Annotated in this window: 19 protein-coding genes and 1 pseudogene; 12 read left to right on the top strand and 8 right to left on the bottom strand. The window is 46.6% G+C overall.

Annotated elements, in window-relative coordinates; genetic code table 11:
* Positions 1–17 precede the first annotated feature (17 nt).
* The 3 genes from KJS65_RS10550 (at position 18) to KJS65_RS10540 (ending at position 2546) form a co-directional block, all read left to right on the top strand.
* Complete coding sequence (locus KJS65_RS10550) at positions 18–785, top strand: SDR family NAD(P)-dependent oxidoreductase (RefSeq protein ID WP_213649776.1); 768 nt, start codon at positions 18–20, stop codon at positions 783–785.
* 41 nt (positions 786–826) lie between these two features.
* Positions 827–1579 (top strand): SDR family NAD(P)-dependent oxidoreductase, encoded by a 753-nt coding sequence (locus KJS65_RS10545; protein ID WP_213649775.1) that lies wholly within the window; start codon positions 827–829, stop codon positions 1577–1579.
* Between the two features lie 175 nt (positions 1580–1754).
* On the top strand, positions 1755–2546 hold the full coding sequence (locus KJS65_RS10540) for a hypothetical protein (RefSeq protein WP_213649774.1): 792 nt from the start codon (positions 1755–1757) through the stop codon (positions 2544–2546).
* Between the two features lie 87 nt (positions 2547–2633).
* Here KJS65_RS10540 and KJS65_RS10535 read toward each other — a convergent pair whose 3' ends face one another.
* Positions 2634–3032 (bottom strand): VOC family protein, encoded by a 399-nt coding sequence (locus KJS65_RS10535; RefSeq protein ID WP_213650749.1) that lies wholly within the window; start codon positions 3030–3032, stop codon positions 2634–2636.
* 178 nt (positions 3033–3210) lie between these two features.
* Here KJS65_RS10535 and KJS65_RS10530 point away from each other — a divergent pair, with 178 nt between their 5' ends.
* Positions 3211–3423, top strand: a complete 213-nt coding sequence (locus KJS65_RS10530) for a hypothetical protein (protein ID WP_213649773.1) — start codon at positions 3211–3213, stop codon at positions 3421–3423.
* A 105-nt stretch (positions 3424–3528) separates the two neighbouring features.
* On the opposite strand, the gene KJS65_RS10525 is transcribed toward KJS65_RS10530, so the two are convergent.
* Positions 3529–4395, bottom strand: a complete 867-nt coding sequence (locus KJS65_RS10525) for a LysR family transcriptional regulator (protein ID WP_213649772.1) — start codon at positions 4393–4395, stop codon at positions 3529–3531.
* 109 nt (positions 4396–4504) lie between these two features.
* Here KJS65_RS10525 and dapA point away from each other — a divergent pair, with 109 nt between their 5' ends.
* A complete protein-coding gene (dapA, locus tag KJS65_RS10520; protein ID WP_213649771.1) occupies positions 4505–5404 on the top strand; it encodes a 4-hydroxy-tetrahydrodipicolinate synthase in 900 nt (299 codons plus the stop codon).
* An 89-nt stretch (positions 5405–5493) separates the two neighbouring features.
* Here the strand turns inward: dapA and KJS65_RS10515 are convergent, their stop codons facing one another.
* Positions 5494–6150: a DUF2306 domain-containing protein gene (locus KJS65_RS10515; protein ID WP_244864474.1), complete on the bottom strand. Its 657-nt coding sequence runs from the start codon at positions 6148–6150 to the stop codon at positions 5494–5496.
* A gap of 197 nt (positions 6151–6347) precedes the next feature.
* On the opposite strand from KJS65_RS10515, the pseudogene KJS65_RS30265 reads away from it, so the two are divergent.
* The 4 genes and pseudogenes from KJS65_RS30265 to KJS65_RS10500 all read left to right on the top strand — a co-directional run.
* Positions 6348–7105: pseudogene (locus tag KJS65_RS30265) on the top strand (phosphoenolpyruvate hydrolase family protein); the annotation flags it as partial.
* Complete coding sequence (locus KJS65_RS30260) at positions 7088–7558, top strand: helix-turn-helix domain-containing protein (RefSeq protein WP_374706178.1); 471 nt, start codon at positions 7088–7090, stop codon at positions 7556–7558. The pseudogene KJS65_RS30265 and the gene KJS65_RS30260, both read left to right, overlap by 18 nt.
* A 123-nt stretch (positions 7559–7681) precedes the next feature.
* Positions 7682–8914 (top strand): Tm-1-like ATP-binding domain-containing protein, encoded by a 1233-nt coding sequence (locus KJS65_RS10505; protein WP_213649770.1) that lies wholly within the window; start codon positions 7682–7684, stop codon positions 8912–8914.
* 24 nt (positions 8915–8938) lie between these two features.
* Complete coding sequence (locus KJS65_RS10500) at positions 8939–9763, top strand: phosphoenolpyruvate hydrolase family protein (protein WP_213649769.1); 825 nt, start codon at positions 8939–8941, stop codon at positions 9761–9763.
* A gap of 105 nt (positions 9764–9868) precedes the next feature.
* Here the strand turns inward: KJS65_RS10500 and KJS65_RS10495 are convergent, their stop codons facing one another.
* The 3 genes from KJS65_RS10495 to KJS65_RS10485 all read right to left on the bottom strand — a co-directional run bounded on the left by KJS65_RS10495 (position 9869) and on the right by KJS65_RS10485 (position 11369).
* Complete coding sequence (locus tag KJS65_RS10495) at positions 9869–10387, bottom strand: GNAT family N-acetyltransferase (protein ID WP_213649768.1); 519 nt, start codon at positions 10385–10387, stop codon at positions 9869–9871.
* 86 nt (positions 10388–10473) lie between these two features.
* Positions 10474–11025, bottom strand: coding sequence for a DUF2812 domain-containing protein (locus KJS65_RS10490; RefSeq protein WP_213649767.1), 552 nt, complete (start codon positions 11023–11025; stop codon positions 10474–10476).
* A 5-nt stretch (positions 11026–11030) separates the two neighbouring features.
* Positions 11031–11369 (bottom strand): PadR family transcriptional regulator, encoded by a 339-nt coding sequence (locus tag KJS65_RS10485; protein WP_374706149.1) that lies wholly within the window; start codon positions 11367–11369, stop codon positions 11031–11033.
* 265 nt (positions 11370–11634) lie between these two features.
* On the opposite strand from KJS65_RS10485, the gene KJS65_RS10480 reads away from it, so the two are divergent.
* Positions 11635–12696, top strand: a complete 1062-nt coding sequence (locus KJS65_RS10480; RefSeq protein WP_213649766.1) for a suppressor of fused domain protein — start codon at positions 11635–11637, stop codon at positions 12694–12696.
* A 78-nt stretch (positions 12697–12774) separates the two neighbouring features.
* On the opposite strand, the gene KJS65_RS10475 is transcribed toward KJS65_RS10480, so the two are convergent.
* Positions 12775–13842, bottom strand: a complete 1068-nt coding sequence (locus KJS65_RS10475) for a DUF4037 domain-containing protein (protein ID WP_213649765.1) — start codon at positions 13840–13842, stop codon at positions 12775–12777.
* A 227-nt stretch (positions 13843–14069) separates the two neighbouring features.
* Between KJS65_RS10475 and KJS65_RS10470 the strand changes: the two genes are divergently transcribed.
* Positions 14070–14831 carry an SDR family NAD(P)-dependent oxidoreductase gene (locus KJS65_RS10470; protein WP_213649764.1) on the top strand — a complete coding sequence of 254 codons (762 nt, stop codon included), beginning with the start codon at positions 14070–14072 and terminating at the stop codon, positions 14829–14831.
* A gap of 121 nt (positions 14832–14952) precedes the next feature.
* Here the strand turns inward: KJS65_RS10470 and KJS65_RS10465 are convergent, their stop codons facing one another.
* Positions 14953–16338, bottom strand: coding sequence for an MFS transporter (locus KJS65_RS10465; RefSeq protein WP_244864471.1), 1386 nt, complete (start codon positions 16336–16338; stop codon positions 14953–14955).
* A 148-nt stretch (positions 16339–16486) separates the two neighbouring features.
* Here KJS65_RS10465 and KJS65_RS10460 point away from each other — a divergent pair, with 148 nt between their 5' ends.
* Positions 16487–17323 carry a helix-turn-helix transcriptional regulator gene (locus KJS65_RS10460; RefSeq protein WP_213649763.1) on the top strand — a complete coding sequence of 279 codons (837 nt, stop codon included), beginning with the start codon at positions 16487–16489 and terminating at the stop codon, positions 17321–17323.
* Positions 17324–17580: the final 257 nt, after the last annotated feature.

Genomic DNA, 17580 nt, shown 5'->3' with positions numbered 1-17580 from the left:
AAGGAAGCGAATATATAATGAGCGAATCTCAAGTGAAAACAGCAGTCATCACCGGCGCCGCAGGCGGTATTGGCAAAGAGCTTGCCCGCCGGCTCGCAGAACGTAAACTGAATCTGGTCCTGGTGGATTTGAAAGTGGAAGCCGTGGAGCAGGTTATTGAAGAACTGGGTTTGAATCAATCCAATTCTCTGGCGGTCGCAGCCGATGTATCCAAGGAAGAGGATGTACAAAATTACGTTAACAAAGCGATAGAAAAATTTGGTACTATTGACTATTTTGCTAATAATGCAGGGATCGAAGGTCCGACAGGTCTTTTGGAGGAGCAGAATGTTAAGGCACTCGACATGGTCTATAACGTCAATGTCCGCGGTGTATTTCTTGGTCTGCATTATGTTATTCCAGTTATGAAAAAACAGAAGTCAGGCGCTATTCTGAATACATCTTCTCTTGCAGGCTTGATGGGCGGACCGGGAATGTCCCCGTATATCATGTCCAAGCATGCAGTAATCGGGTTAACCCGCGTGGCGGCGAATGAACTGGCACCGCTGGGCATTCGTGTGAACGCCGTGCTTCCGGGAACCATCAATACGCGTATGATGCGTCAAATCGAACAGAACTCTGGCATACCTGATGACTACAAAGCAGCGAATGAAGCAGCAACTCCGCTAGGCCGCTATGGTGAACCACAAGAGGTGGCAGCCGTGATGAATTTCCTGCTGTCCGATGAAGCTTCGTTTGTCACAGGATCGCTGTACACGGTAGACGGCGGGATGATGGGACAGTAAAAATTAACAAAATTAACCTGCAAGAATTGGAGTGAGCTTTTATGAAATTACAAAATAAAGTAATCGTTGTAACCGGAGCAGGGAGCGGTATCGGACGTGCTGCATCCCTGAAGCTGGCTTCAGAAGGTGCGGTTATTGTTTCTTCGGATTATAATGAAGCTACAGCTAGAGAAACCATGGGATTGATCCAAAAAGCAGGCGGACAAGCATCGTATGTCAGAGCGGATGTCTCCAAGCCCGAGGATATTCAGAACCTGATCGATCAGACGGTGGCCACTCATGGAACCATCGACGGGATCTTCAATAATGCCGGCGTGGGAGACGTGCGCTCCTTCGAAGAGCATACACCTGAATATTATAACCATGTCATTTCCGTGGACCAATTTGGTGTGTATCTCGGTATTTACTATGCATCCAAAAAAATGAAGGAGCTCGGAGTTCAAGGAATCATTGTTAGCACGGCTTCCATATTCGGTTATATGGCTGCGAAAGGCAGCTTTGCTTATCAAGCGGCAAAGGCTGCTGTTGTCATGATGACCAAGTCTGCAGCGCTTGAATTGGCAGAGGATGGCATTCGTGTTACGGCGGTAGCACCAGGATTTATCGATACGCCTATCATTAAAGACGGGGATGGCTTCAAGGATTTCCTGGCTGACCAGCATCTGAGCAAAAAGCTGATTCAACCGGAGCAAATCGCTGATGTGGTATCTTTTCTGTTCTCCCCGGAAGCTTCAGCTATTAATGGCCAAACTGTACCGGTGGATGACGGCTTCTTGATCTTCAAACGATCTTAATAGGAACTAATGTTCTCTAAAAGTGTTGACATCGATGAAGATCAGAGATATATTATAAGCAAATCGTACGGATGAGCGGGAGAAGCACCTCGCAGGATGGGTCGACAGGCCTTTCTTGTGAGGTGCTTTTTTGCGCTTCCATTGCGTGTAACTTTTAATATGGGAGATGATTTCATTGATCAAACGAAGAAGCAAATATAGCAAATTCGGAATCACCGCTAGCATTTTTATTTTGTGTATGACGCTGTTCATGGCTAGGCCGATTGGAGCAAACGCTTCAGATACGGGATGGGATAATGCTTTAACCAGTATTGAGAAACTGCATGACACCTATACGTCCGTGGACGCGTCCAACAAAGTGGAAAAGCAGCAATTACAGGCGTTACGCAAGCAAAATAATAACAAGCTCAAGGATATCAATACGAAGGTCCAGTCAATTGATAAAGCCAAGATCGACAAGCTAAAAGTCGATGCGGATCAGACTGAAAAGAAATTTGCACCGCTTCTTAAGGAATATACGGAGCTCGGTAAGAAGGCATCAGAAGCAAGGAAACGAAAGGATCAAAAGTCGGCACTATTATATGATTTGAAAAGAAACCGTATCAAGTCAGCAGCCATTGCTGCACGTCAGGAAGTGAAGATAAAAAAGGATGCGTTAGCATCCGCGAGAAAGCAAGCGTCAGCGAAAGCTAAAGTTGTTAAGGATGCCTTGGCGCAGGCACAAACCTTGAAGAAGCATATCACTTCGGAGAACCTGAAAATTACAGATGTGAACAAAACAAGGGCTGCTGCGGATAAACGTTACAAAGCAGCCGTAAAGCAGGGGGATGCCATAGCAGCTGCCGGGGAGATGAGGCAGATGGTCGGAGTGCTGACTCAAGTTCATGCTTCTCAGTTGAAGATGTTTGAATGGGAGAGACAAATCACTCAAACGCTGAGGGCTGCGGAAGAGAAGCTTCCATCCTGATTATTTGTCTTGATGCAGCGATTTAGATCTAAAAAAAGACTGACGGCTCTTGAAAAAGAAACCACCAGTCTTTTTTATTTATTGGATTTAAAAGCTTAACTGCCAAGAGATGCCGTATTTGTCTTGCACCCATCCAAACTTGTTTGCGAAAGGATAAGCAGCCAGTGGCATCAGAACCGAACCGCCGCCTTCGGAAAGTTTATTAAAGATTTCGCTGATTTCTTCGTCTGAATCACAGGTGACAAACAAGGAAATGGAGGGCGTGAATGAAAAGCCATGTTTTATGTTACTGTCAATGCACATTAAGTTTTGTCCTTTGAGACTAAAGGTGGCTTGCTGAACCGTGCCTTCAGCGCCTGTTTCATTGGCCCCGTAACGTGAAATGCTAGTGATTTCGGAGGGTTCAAAAATAGAGGTATAGTAATTCATCGCCTCTTCAGCTTGTCCTTCAAACATTAAAAAGGGTGTGATTTTGGAATTCAAAATTCAGTTCAGCTCCTTCATGGATAGAGATACTATCCTTACTTTACCGCATATTTAATTAAAACTAAACTCTCTTTGAATCCACCTCTGAGTTGGGTTAAAATGACTACCAGGCATACTTTATTCGATTCCATGAACACATGGGTAAAACAACAGAAATAAAAAAGGAGAACTCTAACATATGGCAACGATCCAAGAGCTTCTGACCGATGCTGATTTTCAAGAGGCTGAGCAAAAGAAGCTTCCCATTCGCGTCTTCCGCGATGATCATTTGATTGATTCATTAACCTACGTTATCCGGTTTACGGACACGACAATCATTACCCAAAAGGATGTCAGTGATATGACTTATCATTCTCGCGGGGAATGCCAATTCTATGAGCTTAAGAAATAGAAAAAACGATAGAAGAGAAGAGAGCCCGATCAGGGCTCTCTTTTTTAATATCGATTCGTAAAGTTGTTCAGCCTACCGTTAGACTTTTGGCAATACGCGCTACCGCTAGCTTATCAACTCCATAAAATCCCTTAACGCATAAGAAATCCATTTTCGCGGATGTATCACCAACTGCAAATTCAAATGGAAATCCGGATGGACAAATGGGAGCATACTGAGTTCTCCTCTTCTAATTTCATCAATGGCAGCCATTTGCGGCAGAATGGAGATTCCGGAACCTGACATAACGCATCTTTTAACTGCCTCGGGATTGCCGAGTTCAAGTCCGACCCCATAAGAAATACGATTTCGTTTTAATAGCTTCTCCAGCATGATCCGGTAATTGCAGCTTTCCTCAGGCATAATCCATTCCGCATCATTCAGGTGCTCCAGTCTTACTTCATCCAATAGCGTGAGCGGATGTTCCGGCTTGGCGATTAGAACCAGGGGTTCTTCTCGCATCGTGAGCCAGGTAAGGGCCGAGTCTGCTGGTTTATTTTCAAGGATTACTCCGATATCCAGCTCACCTTCTTTAACCTTCGTTAGAATATAGTCTTCGCGGTCGGGTTGTAAGCGGACATGGAGCTCAGGATACTGCTTGCGGATCTGTTGGATGAACGGGGGAAGAAAGTAGGAAGCAATCGAATCGATGGTACCGATGGAAAGGGTGCCGCCTCCTTGTTTGCTGAGCTTTTCCTTCGATTCCTGATATAGATTTAGCATCTGCACTGTGATTCTGAGAAGCTCTTCTCCCGCGGAAGTAAGCCGCATGCTTTTGCCGAAGCGTTCGAAAAGCTGTACATTGTATGCTTTCTCCAGCTTCTGGATTTGTGTTGTCACACTGGACTGGGCATAGCCGAGTTCTTCGGCTGCACGGGTAAAGCTTTGGCGAAGTGCGACCTCACGAAAGGTCAGAAGATAGGTTAGATCCATATTTTTCACTCCATCAATAATATTGATAATACTCATCAACTATTATAGATAACGCCGATGGCAATTCCTATGATAAATTAAAATCACTACAATCGAGGAGGTCATTCAAGTGATGGAAAGACAGGATATGCAGGGTATTTTTGTACCTCTCATTACACCTTTTTCTCTTGATGGGGGGTTGGATTTGGCTTCGTACCGGAACTATGTCGGCAATCTTTTGTCGCATGATATTCAAGGATTGGTCATTAACGGGACGACTGGAGAAGCGCCGACGGTACGATGGGAAGAGGTTATGCAGCTTACGAAATCCACCCAAGAGCTCTTGGAAAGTAAAAAGCTCAGTGTACCCGTGGTTGTTGGAACAGGTACAAATGATACGGCCTCTACTGTACAGCGGACTGAAATGGCGGCAGATATCGGAGCGGATGCGGTATTAGTCGTGGTTCCGTATTACAGCAAGCCCTCGCAGCAGGGGATCATAGAGCATTTTCGCAGAGTCACACAAGTTGGAGTTCCTGTCATTGCCTACGAAATTCCATCCCGCACTGGAATAAGTATAAGTATGGATACCGCAAGAAAAATATTGGATATGAGCGGAGTTATTGGGATCAAAGACAGTTCAGATAGCTTGGAGCTCGTTTCAGAGCTGGCGCGTTCTGGATCGGGTCCGGTCCTTTGCGGAGATGATCTTCAATTTCATGCCAAGCTGAGTCAGGGTGCCAGCGGAGGAATGCTGGCGTCAGCGAATGTAAATACTCAAGCATTTATCGACGTGTATCATCTTTTCAGAAGGGGAGATGTGATTGCAGCCCAACGATCCTTTGACCGTGTGACTCCATTGATTCGTAAGCTTTTTCAGGAATCCAATCCCTCTCCTTTAAAATGGATACTTGCAAGTCAGGGCTTGATTGCTTCCGATCAACTTCGGCTGCCAATGACTTCGATCTCTATGGAGCTTGAGGCTGAACTGGAACGGTTATTACCAAGTTTTATACAGAGTTCGGAGTAAGGGTATGTGCTGAAAAAAGGAAATAAATCGAAAAAGCCGCCTTATGGCGGCTCTTTTGCGCTATTTTCATGACGAACATGAACTGTGTTTTATGCTGGCATTGTTTGATCCATGCCTTCCGGCTTCTTCCAGGCAGTCCGAATTACAATTTCAGCCAGAACCAAGAGAAGCGGAATGGAAATGTAAACACTAATGCGATAGCTGGCCGGATAAGACCATCCTGAAGCATTGCGGATGAAAAAAGTAAGTAGATGTACGGTCAAATTGGTGAAGCAGCAAGCATAGCTCCGTACCATCCATTTCCGGTGGCTGTGGATCTGATTTTTTCTGATCTGGATAAGCGCGATGACGGTAAAGGCGGGCCATATCATGTTTAATACATTAAACGCGATACTTACTGATCTTCCTCCCGTTGCATATGGAGCCATATAACCCGATGTAAGTCCCACAATCATGACCGCGGCAACGTATGTATAACCATTCAGCTTATGTAATTTCCGGTGCTTCCTGCGCATCGTGCTGGCGAAATTCACGGCTCCAGATACCAGCGTTATACAGGCAAATACCGCATGTATCCTCATCATCGCCAACCAGATGTTGGTGTTTAACGGATGAAGCAGATTGGTTTTGAAGCCTAAAAAAACGGTTGACTGCGGATCATATATGATTTGGACATAAGCAATGTAAAGAATAAATAAGAAGATGACGGCTAACATCAGCGTATAGAATCGTTTGGTATTTGACATGAAGTTATTTTATCATGAATGTAGGGGGTATTCGTCACAAATTTAGAAGCCGAAAGTATAGATGCTTTAGCTAGGGAGTGGATTACGAAGGAAGCGGCAGATTGCCACCAGTACCTTACCTGTCGACGATCCTTTATAATAGAAGGAGAACCGCAAGCTAACGTTAAGTTAAGCGGGGTAACTGAACGAAGGGGATTATGAATTTGGCAACAAAAAGGGAACGGATATTGGAACATTTACATACACAGATAAAAGCAGAGGAACATATCATCGGAGTCGCTGTGGGAGCGGGAATCTCAGCCAAATACGCCGTGAAAGGCGGAGCGGATCTGATTTTGGCATTAAACTCGGGCCGATTCAGGCAGATGGGGCTGGGCTCTATCGCCGGCTTTATGCCGTTTGCGAACAGTAACGAGATGGTGATGGATTTTGGTTCGCGGGAAATTTTGTCCGTGGTCCGGGATAACCCTGTGGTCTTTGGCCTCTGCGGAACGGATCCATTAATCGACCTGCCGTCTTACTTGAATACAATTCAAAACAGCGGATTTGCCGGGATTATTAATTACCCGACGCTTGGATCATTGATGGTAAGTTCCGTGAAGCACTGGAGGAAGAGGGGATGTCATACCTTCAGGAGGTAGAAGCTGTACGGCTGGCTCATGAACGGGATATGTTTACTTTGGCATTTGTTTTTAACACGGAACAAGCGTCATTCATGCTGGATGCGGGAGCCGATGTCATTTGTGCACACTTGGGAGTCACTGCTGGCGGATTAATGGGTACGAAGAAAGTTCTGTCGCTGGAAAAAGGAGCGGAGATCGCCAGACAAATTTTTGCTGTATGCGATGCATCGGATCGGAATCCGATAAAGCTTGTGTATGGTGGTCCAGTGCATACGCCGATTGATGTACAGTATATGTACGACAATACCTCAGCGATGGGTTATGTCGGTGGTTCGAGTTTTGAAAGGATACCAACGGAAGAAGCGATCGTGGAAGCGACGTACCGTTTCAAAATTACTGGCCAGCTGGAGCAGGATCAGCAGTTGATGGACAAGCTCAGCCGCTCCGAAGAGCCCTATGATTATGTCTTTTTTGTTAAAGAACATATAGCTCAAAATTATATGAACAACATTTCACTGACCGATCTTGCTGACCGGATCCATGTATCACGGACGCACTTAAGCGCACTTTTTAACAAAGAAGTGGGCTGCACTTTTCCGGAATACATCGCGAAATACCGCATCCATAAGGCACAGGACGTGATGAAGCATACCAAGCTTTCCTTAACACGGATCGCGGAGCTGGTCGGTTATCCCGATTATGTTCACTTCAGCAAAACCTTCAAAAAATACACAGGGTTGACCCCGCAAAACTTCCGCAAGCAAATCGAAGACAAATATACATAAAGATCATACAAGGATACGATTACTTAATTGTGAAAGCGCTGTATTATGGGGTTGTAGAGGTTAACGTCAAGGTCCGGTTAGGGCTGGGGCGGTTCCTGATTGCAGTTCATAGGAGGTTATACGGTGAAAACGATAGCCATTGCGGGAACATTTGATTCAAAAGGTATTGAATTCTTATATGTGAAATCCGTCATCGAGAGTCTGGGCCTAAATACATTCACGATTCATAGCGGAGTATTCGAGCCCATGTTTACGCCGGATGTATCCAATGCAGAAGTCGGAGAGGCTGCTGGCCTTGATATGGTTGAAATTGCTGCCAGAAAGGACCGGGCTGCCGGTACGGAGGCGTTGGCAAAAGGAATGGAGAGAATCATTCCCCGGCTGTATGCTGAAGGGAAGTTCGACGGCATTTTATCTTTTGGCGGTACCGGAGGAACGTCTATCGTCACTGCCGGCATGAGGGCATTGCCGATTGGTGTACCCAAATTGATGGTCTCTACGGTTGCTTCCGGGAATACAGCTCCATATGTGGGGACAAGCGATATTGTCATGTTTCCATCCTTTGTGGACGTGGCAGGATTGAATTCGTTTTCAACCAAAATCTTTACCAACGCCGTACATGCAATGGCCGGTATGATCCAGTTTGAATCCGAGCCTCCCCGGGATAAAAAACCGCTGATTGCGGCCACCATGTTCGGCGTCACCACGCCATGTGTTACTTACGCAAGAGAATTCCTGGAGGAGCAAGGATATGAAGTGCTTGTTTTCCATGCGACAGGTACCGGCGGTCAAACGATGGAAAGCCTCATTGAAGGCGGGTTCATCGACGGCGTACTGGATCTCACGACAACCGAATGGTGCGATGAGCTGGTTGGGGGCGTGTTAGCTGCGGGTCCGAATCGGCTTGAGGCGGCCGGACGGTGCAAAGTGCCGCAGGTCGTATCGACAGGGGCGCTGGATATGGTGAACTTCGGACCGTACGATTCCGTACCTGAAGTCTTCAAGGATCGCAATCTGTACAAGCATAATCCATCGGTAACGCTCATGCGGACAACGGTGGAAGAGAACCGTCAGCTAGGGGAGATCATTGCCGGGAAATTAAATCAAGCGCAGGGCCCAACCGTGTTGATTCTTCCTTTGAAAGGCGTGTCGATGCTCGATGTTGAAGGGGAGCCGTTCCGTGGCATCGAGGAGGATGAAGTACTATTTAACACATTGAAACAGAACATTGACCGTCAAGCCGTTGAACTGATCGAAGTAGACACAGATATTAATGATCAAGCCTTTGCCGTCGCCGCCGCCAAGAAACTGGTTGAGCTGATACAGCAAAGCCAACCGCAGAACATCATGAACTAAATCACTGGAGGAGGAAATCAACCGATGAAAACAAGAACAGAGATATTGGCAGAATTAAAAGCAGAGGTAACCGCAGGGCATGTACTTTTGGGAGCAGGCGCAGGAACCGGGATTTCAGCGAAAAGCGCCGAAGCAGGCGGAGTCGATCTGATTATTATATACAACTCGGGACGTTACCGGATGGCTGGACGCGGCTCACTCGCAGGACTGATGGCTTACGGGGATGCCAATCAAATCGTCGTTGATATGGGGAACGAGGTGCTTCCTGTGGTGAAGGATACACCCGTATTGGCTGGCGTATGTGGCACAGATCCATTCCGCATCATGGATATTTTCTTGAAACAGCTTAAAGAGCAGGGATTTGCAGGCGTACAAAACTTTCCCACCGTTGGTCTGATCGACGGGGTATTCCGTGCGAATCTTGAAGAGACAGGAATGGGATACGATCTGGAAGTGGATATGATCCGGAAAGCACATGAGCTGGATTTGCTGACAACGCCATACGTATTTGATGTAGAACAAGCGAAAAAGATGGCTGAAGCCGGGGCGGATGTTCTGGTCGCTCATATGGGATTGACGACAAAAGGGACCATTGGTGCCAAAACTGCGCTGACCCTAGATGATTGCGTTGAGAAAATCCAGGCGATTTGTGATGCAGGCAAAGCGGTTAATCCGGATATCATGATCTTGTGTCATGGCGGTCCGATTGCAGAGCCCGGGGATGCAGAGTATGTACTCTCGAAAACCAAGGGAGTGGAAGGCTTCTTCGGAGCATCCAGCATTGAGCGTTTTGCCACCGAGGTTGGTATCAAGCAGCAAACGGAAGCATTTAAGAACATATCGAAGTAAGGATATAGCTCTATCATAAAGCGTTAAAAGAGAAGCAAGCCATAGCTGTACCCGGCCGGGAGAGTATGAAGAGATACTTTTGGATATGGGATCAGCTGTGGCTTTTTATTTCAAGTCCAGGCGCCAATTATTGCATCTCATGAAGCTTCCTTTCGGATATTCGAAATCACATTCGGAGATCAGTGTGAAGCCGAGTTTACGGCATATTCCGTTAGAAGCAGAATTATCGACCGATGGGAAGGCATGCATATAACGGTGTTTTTTCTGTTCGCGAGCACTGGCAATGGCCGATGTTGTCGCGGCAGCTGCTATACCCTGATTCTGGAATGGGGGAAGGATGCCCCAGCCGATTTCATAGATTGTCTCCTCTTGCCAGACGCTCTCCCAATAACCAACGTTGCCGACGGGTTCGTCATGAGGGGCCAACATGATGCTGAACATGCAACCTGTACCTGTTTCTGCGACCCCGATGTATCGCTTGTGCCTTTCAATGACTTGTTCCTCTGATTCCGGACCGCCAAGATACTCTAGCATTTCCGGCGTATTCAAACGGTACAACAGATCAAGATTGGACTCATTCCATGGTTTGATAAGCACCTGAAAATCGTTTTTCTGATTTCGCAAAGCAAACCCTCCTGTATGATAAAATAAACAGAACGCCTGTTCTGTATTATATACCGGGAATGGGAGGTTGTCATGTGAAAAGGATATTATTTTACAAGCTTTTTGATTTTATTGCCCGTCTTCACATAACCAAATCCAAGCAATACAAAGAGAATGAAATAAATGGCCATGACAGGAACAATGATTCCCCATAACCTGTCACTAAACCGGGACAGAAGATTGGTCATATTGGCTGAAAAAATCACTATATTAGCGATAAATACGCCACCCATCACACGTTGGATTTTTTTGTATTGCGCGATGAGGGACTCTCGGTCCGTATATAATCGAGGGGGTTCTCCCGGGATAAATTCCTTACGGAAATAGTGCCAAGCACTTCCGTAGGAGACTACATACTCCCAACCCGCATCCTGATACAAATCGAGATAATCCTGCATCGCATGATTTTTCTTAAGGCCAGGCTGATAATCCAAGCGATACGTGTATCGAGTCGTCGGGTCATTTGTGAAAAAGCTTTTTAAAGCTCCGGCCTTTTTCAGATGTAGTCCTTGCTCGGATAGTTCATTGATCCATTGTTCCTCTTTCTCATAATTCCAGCTCATCGTTAGACGGTATCTTTTCTCCAAGCGCTCTCCCATTGACCTCACTCCTTTTCGTCAATCCGTACTTGCTGCCCAGCCTTCAATAGCTCCTCAAGACGTTCAATTTCTGCTGCGACAACCATTTTTCCGTTTTCCGTAATTTCGTACATCTTGCGCCGACTATCGGTTCCTTCGGGAATGGGATAATGGTCAATTAATCCTTTATTCAGTAATGTGTTAAGAGCGGTATACAATGTGCCGGCTCCAATTTTTACTCTGCCATGGCTTAATTTCTCGGTATCTTGCATAATCCCGTATCCATGTGAAGGCTCTTTATACAATGCAATCAGAATATAATAGAAGGCTTCAGTCAATGGAAGCATGTCTTTCAGTTTATTCAACCGTTCCCCTCCATTCTTATGATATGATGGTTTTTATATCGTATGTCGATATATTAATACCCGATATATCGTTTGTCAATATATATCTGTGGTTTTTTCCACATGGAGAGGAGGGTGAAAGGTTGATGTCAAAAAAGATCCATATACTAGTCATAAACCGGTAGAGCCCAATGAAATAGCTATTTCCTAAGTTTATATCAATCGAAAAAAGTGTATATCAAGTACGAATACGAATATATAAGTTAACATTGGAGGTAACGTTAAAATGAATGAAGAACTAAACACTTCCGGTTGGGATGCGATTGATCAGCAACTATCGAAGATTTACCGGGATCAAGAGCCAAAGCATTATGGAACGCTCATTTCATATGCACTTGGGGGTCAAGATCCGTTGGATGGAATCAGTGCGTATAAGCGTGATACACCAGCCCCGCACTGGCACTTCGTAACCTATGGATTCACGGAGCTGTATGAAAAGGAATCGGATCATGTCGAGGACAGTGGTTATGGATTTGAATTGACGTTAAGACTCGCCCGGAAGGAAGAAGAGGAAGAGCCGCCTGCATGGGCGCTAAACCTGCTTCAAAATATGGGCAGATATGTTTTTAATAGCGGAAATATTTTTAGATCAGGTGATTACTTGGATGCAAACGGTCCCATATGCCTGAATGCAGATACACGCCTCACCGCGCTGGCCTTTGTGCATGATCCTGAGCTACCTGCAATCCATACATCAAATGGACGGGTGGAGTTCTTGCAGATGGTTGGCATGACGGGTGATGAACTTGAAGCCATGCAAACCTGGAATACCCTTGGAGTGCTCTCCGCAGGTCTCGATTATATGCCATATTACATAACCGATTTAACGAGAGATTCACTTCTTCAAGTTCCTTCCATCTCGGAAAAGATTGAACAGGGAATGGAAGAAGAAGGCTCGAATACCGGCTTTTTATATGTGGATCAGCTGGCTTGGACTCCGGGCAAGAAAGGTTGGCTAAACAAGTCTCCCGATATGCTCAAGTTAGGTGCGAAGCAAGCAGGAATCATTGGAAAGCTGCTCCGCGGACGAATTTTGAAAGGGAAAAGCCTGAGCTTGGTGGGCCCTGAAGTCCGGCTTGTTTTTGAACCAGGGGAGAAGGCTGAGTGTGCAATGCAAGAAAATGAGGTCCGGATTACTCTGGATGCATTGACAACGGCGGATTTCAGCCGGAACTTACTGCCTAGGGAAAGCATTTTTGAGGTTTCTTCTTTACAAGGCATCGCCATTCAAATTGTGAAAACCAGCATTAAGGATCATGAAGGAAATGTAGTAAAGACCATCGGTTGACCGCCATACTATATTTGCTCGAAGGGCAAGCTGAACGCAAGCTGCACCAACAATGTTAACGCAAGCCGGATAAAAGATTTATGCTCTATTGAAAGGCTTAAGTAGTCTTTTCAGTGCCTCTTTCGCATATTTTCCTTCAGCTCCAGCCAAATGACTTATATTTCTGAAGTCTGTATTGTCTGTAATCTGATCGATGTTACCGATTAAGCGTTTTTCAGCTAACTGGCGAATGTTTTTATCCGAAATATGTTTCAAAATAACTTTAGCAATTCCTTCGCCATGCATTACTTTGAAGGGACGATCGTAGAAGGTTGAAACGTTATTGGGGATCATTTCAGTGATCCCGAGCCTATTATGCATGCTCGATAAGTGCGTATAAGCACTATTCAATGCGTTCTCACGATCTCTCCATGTAGTCGCCGTTTGAGCAGTCCAAAGACTAGGCGTTAAGGGATCAGAGCATTTCAAACGACTAAATGCAGTCCCAAACCATTTGGGATAAGGCGCGTACTGACGTTCCATTAAAAAGCAAATATTCATGATGTCGCGGACAATTCGTGAAGCAATAACCGCTGAGCCTAGTTCATCACCTGCATAACCCGAACGAAGCATCAGATGCTCCTCTTGACCGATTCGCTGCCAATTGGATGCCATTAGGTACAACCAAATCGAGTGAGGATAATAATTGAATTGTTTGCGTAACGCGGTAAGTTGACCTGTATCATCCCTAAATACGGATCCTCTAGTTATCTCGAGAAGCGACTGCGAAGGGAATGTCAGCCAATCCTCTGTTTCCATGGGTTCATGGATATGAAGACCCAGGCAGCTTTCGACGAACATGGGTATCGTTGTAATCACGCTCATGTTTACATCGACCGGAATGCCATAAAACTGATCAGGCGCCCGCTCTAGCAAAGATCCTATTATCTGTTCTGAATAGCCAATATCTTCTTCACTAAAAAACAGATATACGCGTGGTCCCCAATCATGATCCGTTGACATTTCCGTATCATAGCCCAGAACTTCACTACCGGGCCCCAATAAAGCCGCCGAATACAGCAGAAACGGAAAAGTATCAGTCATTAAAGGTTCAACGACTTCGGCATGGAACCTGCGACATAATTCTATCCCGTGAATAAATGACATTCTTTATTCCTCCATTCCGATCTCGTGCTCGCATGAAAACGTTCTATCACCCAATATTATGCATTGCGGATATGGATTGCAACATAACTGAGGTTCAATAGGTAGTCTGGGAAATCGTTTTTAGTGCCTTGCTGAAGCATGCCGGAAATGATTGTCACTATTATGAAGCCATGTTTTAATGAAAATAAGCTCGAGTTGAGAACGAACAAATGAGTGGAGGTATTTGAATGCAGCCCAGTTTCAGTATCCAGAATAAAATAGCAATTGTAACAGGCGCAAGCAAAGGCATCGGCTATGGCTTGGCCAAATCCCTGGCAGCAGCCGGGGCGATCGTTGCCGTTATGGCCCGGAGCAGAGTCTCACTTGACCAACTAGTAGAAGAGATTACTGAAGCGGGGGGCCAAGCAAAGGCCTACGAGCTGGATGTACGCGACGTGAAACAGATCGGAAACGTATTCGGTCAGGTTGCCGAGGATTTCGGAAGGCTGGATATTGTTGTGAATAATGCTGGCTTGGGTGAGGGGATGCCGGCAGCAGATGTGACGGAAGAATATTGGGATGAAATGATGGACGTCAATTTGAAAGGCGTATTTTTCTGCTGCCAGGCTGCCGGTCGTATAATGCTGGAACAGGGTAGCGGCAAGATCATCAATGTCAGTTCGCAGGTTAGCATCGTAGGGATCGCCGATGGGGTTGCCTATTGCGCTTCGAAAGGCGGGATGAATCAATTAACGAAGGTGCTCGCTTTGGAATGGTCCGGCCGTGGTGTCTGCATTAATGCCGTTGGCCCAACATTCATCTATACGCCGGGTACAGCCGAACGTTTGGATACGCCTGAATTCAGAGACGAGGTGTTAGCCCGAATTCCTGCAGGCAGGATCGGTACGATTGAAGACGTGGCAGGAGCCGTGATTTATTTGGCCTCCCCGGCATCCGATCTCGTTACAGGCACTCTGCTGCTGGTAGATGGTGGTTGGACGGCTCAGTAACAGCTTGAAAATGGTATGGATGAACCTCGGATGTCATCAAAGTACAGAGCAGCGCAGCAAGGCTTGCGCTGCTTTTTTTATTTTCAGGAGCACGAAGCCCATGAGAGGACTTCACATATTGCTATGATTGTTTTCTGCCGATAAATACGAGCGATAGCAAACTGCCACCGAACAAAATAACAGTTGTTACGATAAGCGATACATGCATTCCTGCAATAAACGATTTGCTGCCTCTCAGAAGCGTGCCGAGGATGGCGACCCCCAGCGTTGCGCCAAGCTGGCGGCTTGAATTGAGAGCGCCTGATATCGCACCGGTCTGTTCCTTAGGGACAGAAGAGATTACGGCCGTCATTAACGAAGGAATTGTTAAGGACACTCCGAAACCGATCAGCAGCAATCCAACCATCGTAATCGCATAGCTCGTGTTCACTCCCGTCCACACTTGCAGCAGCGTACCCACTGCTCCAAGGCTAAAGCCGACAGTCATCGGTATCCGCGCTCCGATTCTGCCCACAATGCAACCGGTCAGAATGGGATTGCAGGCCAGTGGAATCATCATGGGCAGGAGCGCGAGTCCGGCGATGTGGGCCGATAGTCCGCGTATTTGTTGAAGAAATAAGGGCAGTACAAATAGAATCCCTGACAGGCCGATGTTAATCGCCATTCCGGCAAGCATTCCGGCCGATACTGTCGCATTCTTAAATAGCCGCAGCGGAAGCAACGGTGACTTGCCTTTTGCTTCCACAATCCAAAAAAGGAGGGCGCTCAATAGAGCCAGACTAAATGCCGCGATAATAACCGGTGAATCCCAGCCGTTCGTTTCCCCCTCCATCAGTCCAAAGGACAATGCAGTTATGGCCACAATAGCCGTGATTTGCCCCCCCAAGTCAAAGCTGCGCTGCGGATTAAGATCCGTTTCCCTGACGAACAGGAAAGTCATGATCAAGCTAATGGCTGCAAGCGGTACGTTGAGAAGGAAAATGCTGCGCCAGCCGAACGAATCCGCAAGTAGTCCTCCGATAACAGGTCCTGCCGCCATCGCTCCCCCGGTAACCGCTGCCCAAATGCCAAGCGCCCGGGCACGTTCAGCGGGTACCGGGTAAGCATGGGCTATCAGAGTGAGCGAGGCTGGCGTAAGCGCTGCTGCTCCTATGCCGAGTATTGCACGTAAGCCGATAAGCGCGCCTAGTGTCGAAACGGCTGCTGAGAGGGCCGATGCGACGAGAAATAGAGCTAGACCACCCATATAGACATGTTTGGCTCCAAGCTTGTCAGCAAACGCGCCCATGGATAGCAGTAAACCGGCAAATACGATCGTGTAGGCGTTCACCACCCATTGAAGGCCGGATATCCCTCCGCTCAAATCGACCCGAATCGCCGGAAGCGCGACGCTCACCACCGTCATATCCAGGAGTACCATAAAGTATCCGAGCGAAAGTCCGAAAAGCAACAGTGTTTTGGCAGACTTGCCGGTTCTGTTGGGTTGAGATTGAATTGCCTTTTCCAAAGTAAGTCTCCTTCCATGGCAATGTTTAAGTATTTGCCGTTTCTCCTCATGGAAATTGTATAATGAATCGTATACTAGAATAAGATGAGGGTTTATCCTAGGAGAAATTCTCCTAGGATAGGAGACATGCAAGGGGGCAAAGCGAGTTATGGAACCATCAAACCCTACGAGGCTTGTTGAATTGGCGCAGTTTTTGAAGACGCGCCGCGCCCGTATTTCACCCGAACAAGCGGGTCTGCCTCATGGAGGTCGGCGGCGCACGCCGGGACTCAGACGCGGGGAAGTGGCGCAGCTCTCAGGTGTCAGTGTGGACTGGTACACATGGCTGGAGCAAGCGCGAAACATTCAGGTATCCACCCCAGTCCTAGATAGCATTGCACGGGCTCTCCAGCTCGATTCCAATGAACGGAATCATTTATTTATGCTGGCACTGCAGCAGCTGCCTGCCGATCTGACGCCAGCAGAAAACAACATTAGTCCGACCTTTCAGAGCTTCCTTGATCTGCAGGGAACAAGCCCGGCCTATGTTACCGATCAGCGACTGAATATTGTGGCATGGAACAGGGCTGCAAGCCTGATTTACGGGAATTACGAGGCAATGTCGATACGTGAACGAAATACGGTATGGCGGACGTTCACTTCTACGTATGTACGGCAATTACTTCAGGAGAATTGGGAAGCTCATGCCCGGCACCGTTTGGCTCAATTTCGTACCAGCTACGGAAAATTCGCTGGTGATCCCTGGTGGATGGAGATCATTGAGGAACTGAATCAAGCAAGCCCGGAATTTAGGGCATGGTGGCCGAAGCATGATGTTCTAAATGGCCCTGAAGGAAAGAAAATCAATCATCACCCAACAGCCGGTCTGCTCGTATTTGATCAGATTTCTTTTCTTGTATCTGATGCTTCCCACCTTACCGTAACGATCAATTTACCATCAAATGATGCTACAATTTCCGAGCTAGGTAAGCTTCTATCCGAGTAATTGTTATGAATTCAGATCGTGCTAATGATGTTAGGATGCAGTTTACAGTGCATGAACTGCCGGTTGATGTAGTGATGATTCTCTAAGTGATTCATCTTTTATATTGACCACATACGGATCACTGCCGCCAAGGCTTTGGCGGCTTTTTTGTACCGTTTGGAATGAATTATCCTCTTAGCGCAAACGACAGCAACGCGTGATTGGCTCACTTTCGCTGGCAACAGAGTTCCTGTAACAACTTTATCCGCCATCTTTTA

It is taken from the genome of Paenibacillus sp. J23TS9 (assembly GCF_018403225.1).
In the GTDB taxonomy this organism is placed as follows: Bacteria; Bacillota; Bacilli; order Paenibacillales; family Paenibacillaceae; genus Paenibacillus_AQ.
This window is presented reverse-complemented; position numbering and strand designations above follow the sequence as displayed.

Excerpts from the sequence above, each read along its gene's own strand:
- KJS65_RS10550 (WP_213649776.1), top strand. The coding sequence starts at position 18 with ATGAGCGAATCTCAAGTGAAAACAGCAGTCATCACCGGCGCCGCAGGC.
- KJS65_RS10545 (WP_213649775.1), top strand. The coding sequence starts at position 827 with ATGAAATTACAAAATAAAGTAATCGTTGTAACCGGAGCAGGGAGCGGT.
- KJS65_RS10530 (WP_213649773.1), top strand. The coding sequence starts at position 3,211 with ATGGCAACGATCCAAGAGCTTCTGACCGATGCTGATTTTCAAGAGGCT.
- KJS65_RS10525 (WP_213649772.1), bottom strand. The coding sequence starts at position 4,395 with ATGGATCTAACCTATCTTCTGACCTTTCGTGAGGTCGCACTTCGCCAA.
- KJS65_RS10515 (WP_244864474.1), bottom strand. The coding sequence starts at position 6,150 with ATGTCAAATACCAAACGATTCTATACGCTGATGTTAGCCGTCATCTTC.
- KJS65_RS30260 (WP_374706178.1), top strand. The coding sequence starts at position 7,088 with ATGGGTTATGTCGGTGGTTCGAGTTTTGAAAGGATACCAACGGAAGAA.
- KJS65_RS10500 (WP_213649769.1), top strand. The coding sequence starts at position 8,939 with ATGAAAACAAGAACAGAGATATTGGCAGAATTAAAAGCAGAGGTAACC.
- KJS65_RS10490 (WP_213649767.1), bottom strand. The coding sequence starts at position 11,025 with ATGGGAGAGCGCTTGGAGAAAAGATACCGTCTAACGATGAGCTGGAAT.
- KJS65_RS10480 (WP_213649766.1), top strand. The coding sequence starts at position 11,635 with ATGAATGAAGAACTAAACACTTCCGGTTGGGATGCGATTGATCAGCAA.
- KJS65_RS10475 (WP_213649765.1), bottom strand. The coding sequence starts at position 13,842 with ATGTCATTTATTCACGGGATAGAATTATGTCGCAGGTTCCATGCCGAA.
- KJS65_RS10470 (WP_213649764.1), top strand. The coding sequence starts at position 14,070 with ATGCAGCCCAGTTTCAGTATCCAGAATAAAATAGCAATTGTAACAGGC.
- KJS65_RS10460 (WP_213649763.1), top strand. The coding sequence starts at position 16,487 with ATGGAACCATCAAACCCTACGAGGCTTGTTGAATTGGCGCAGTTTTTG.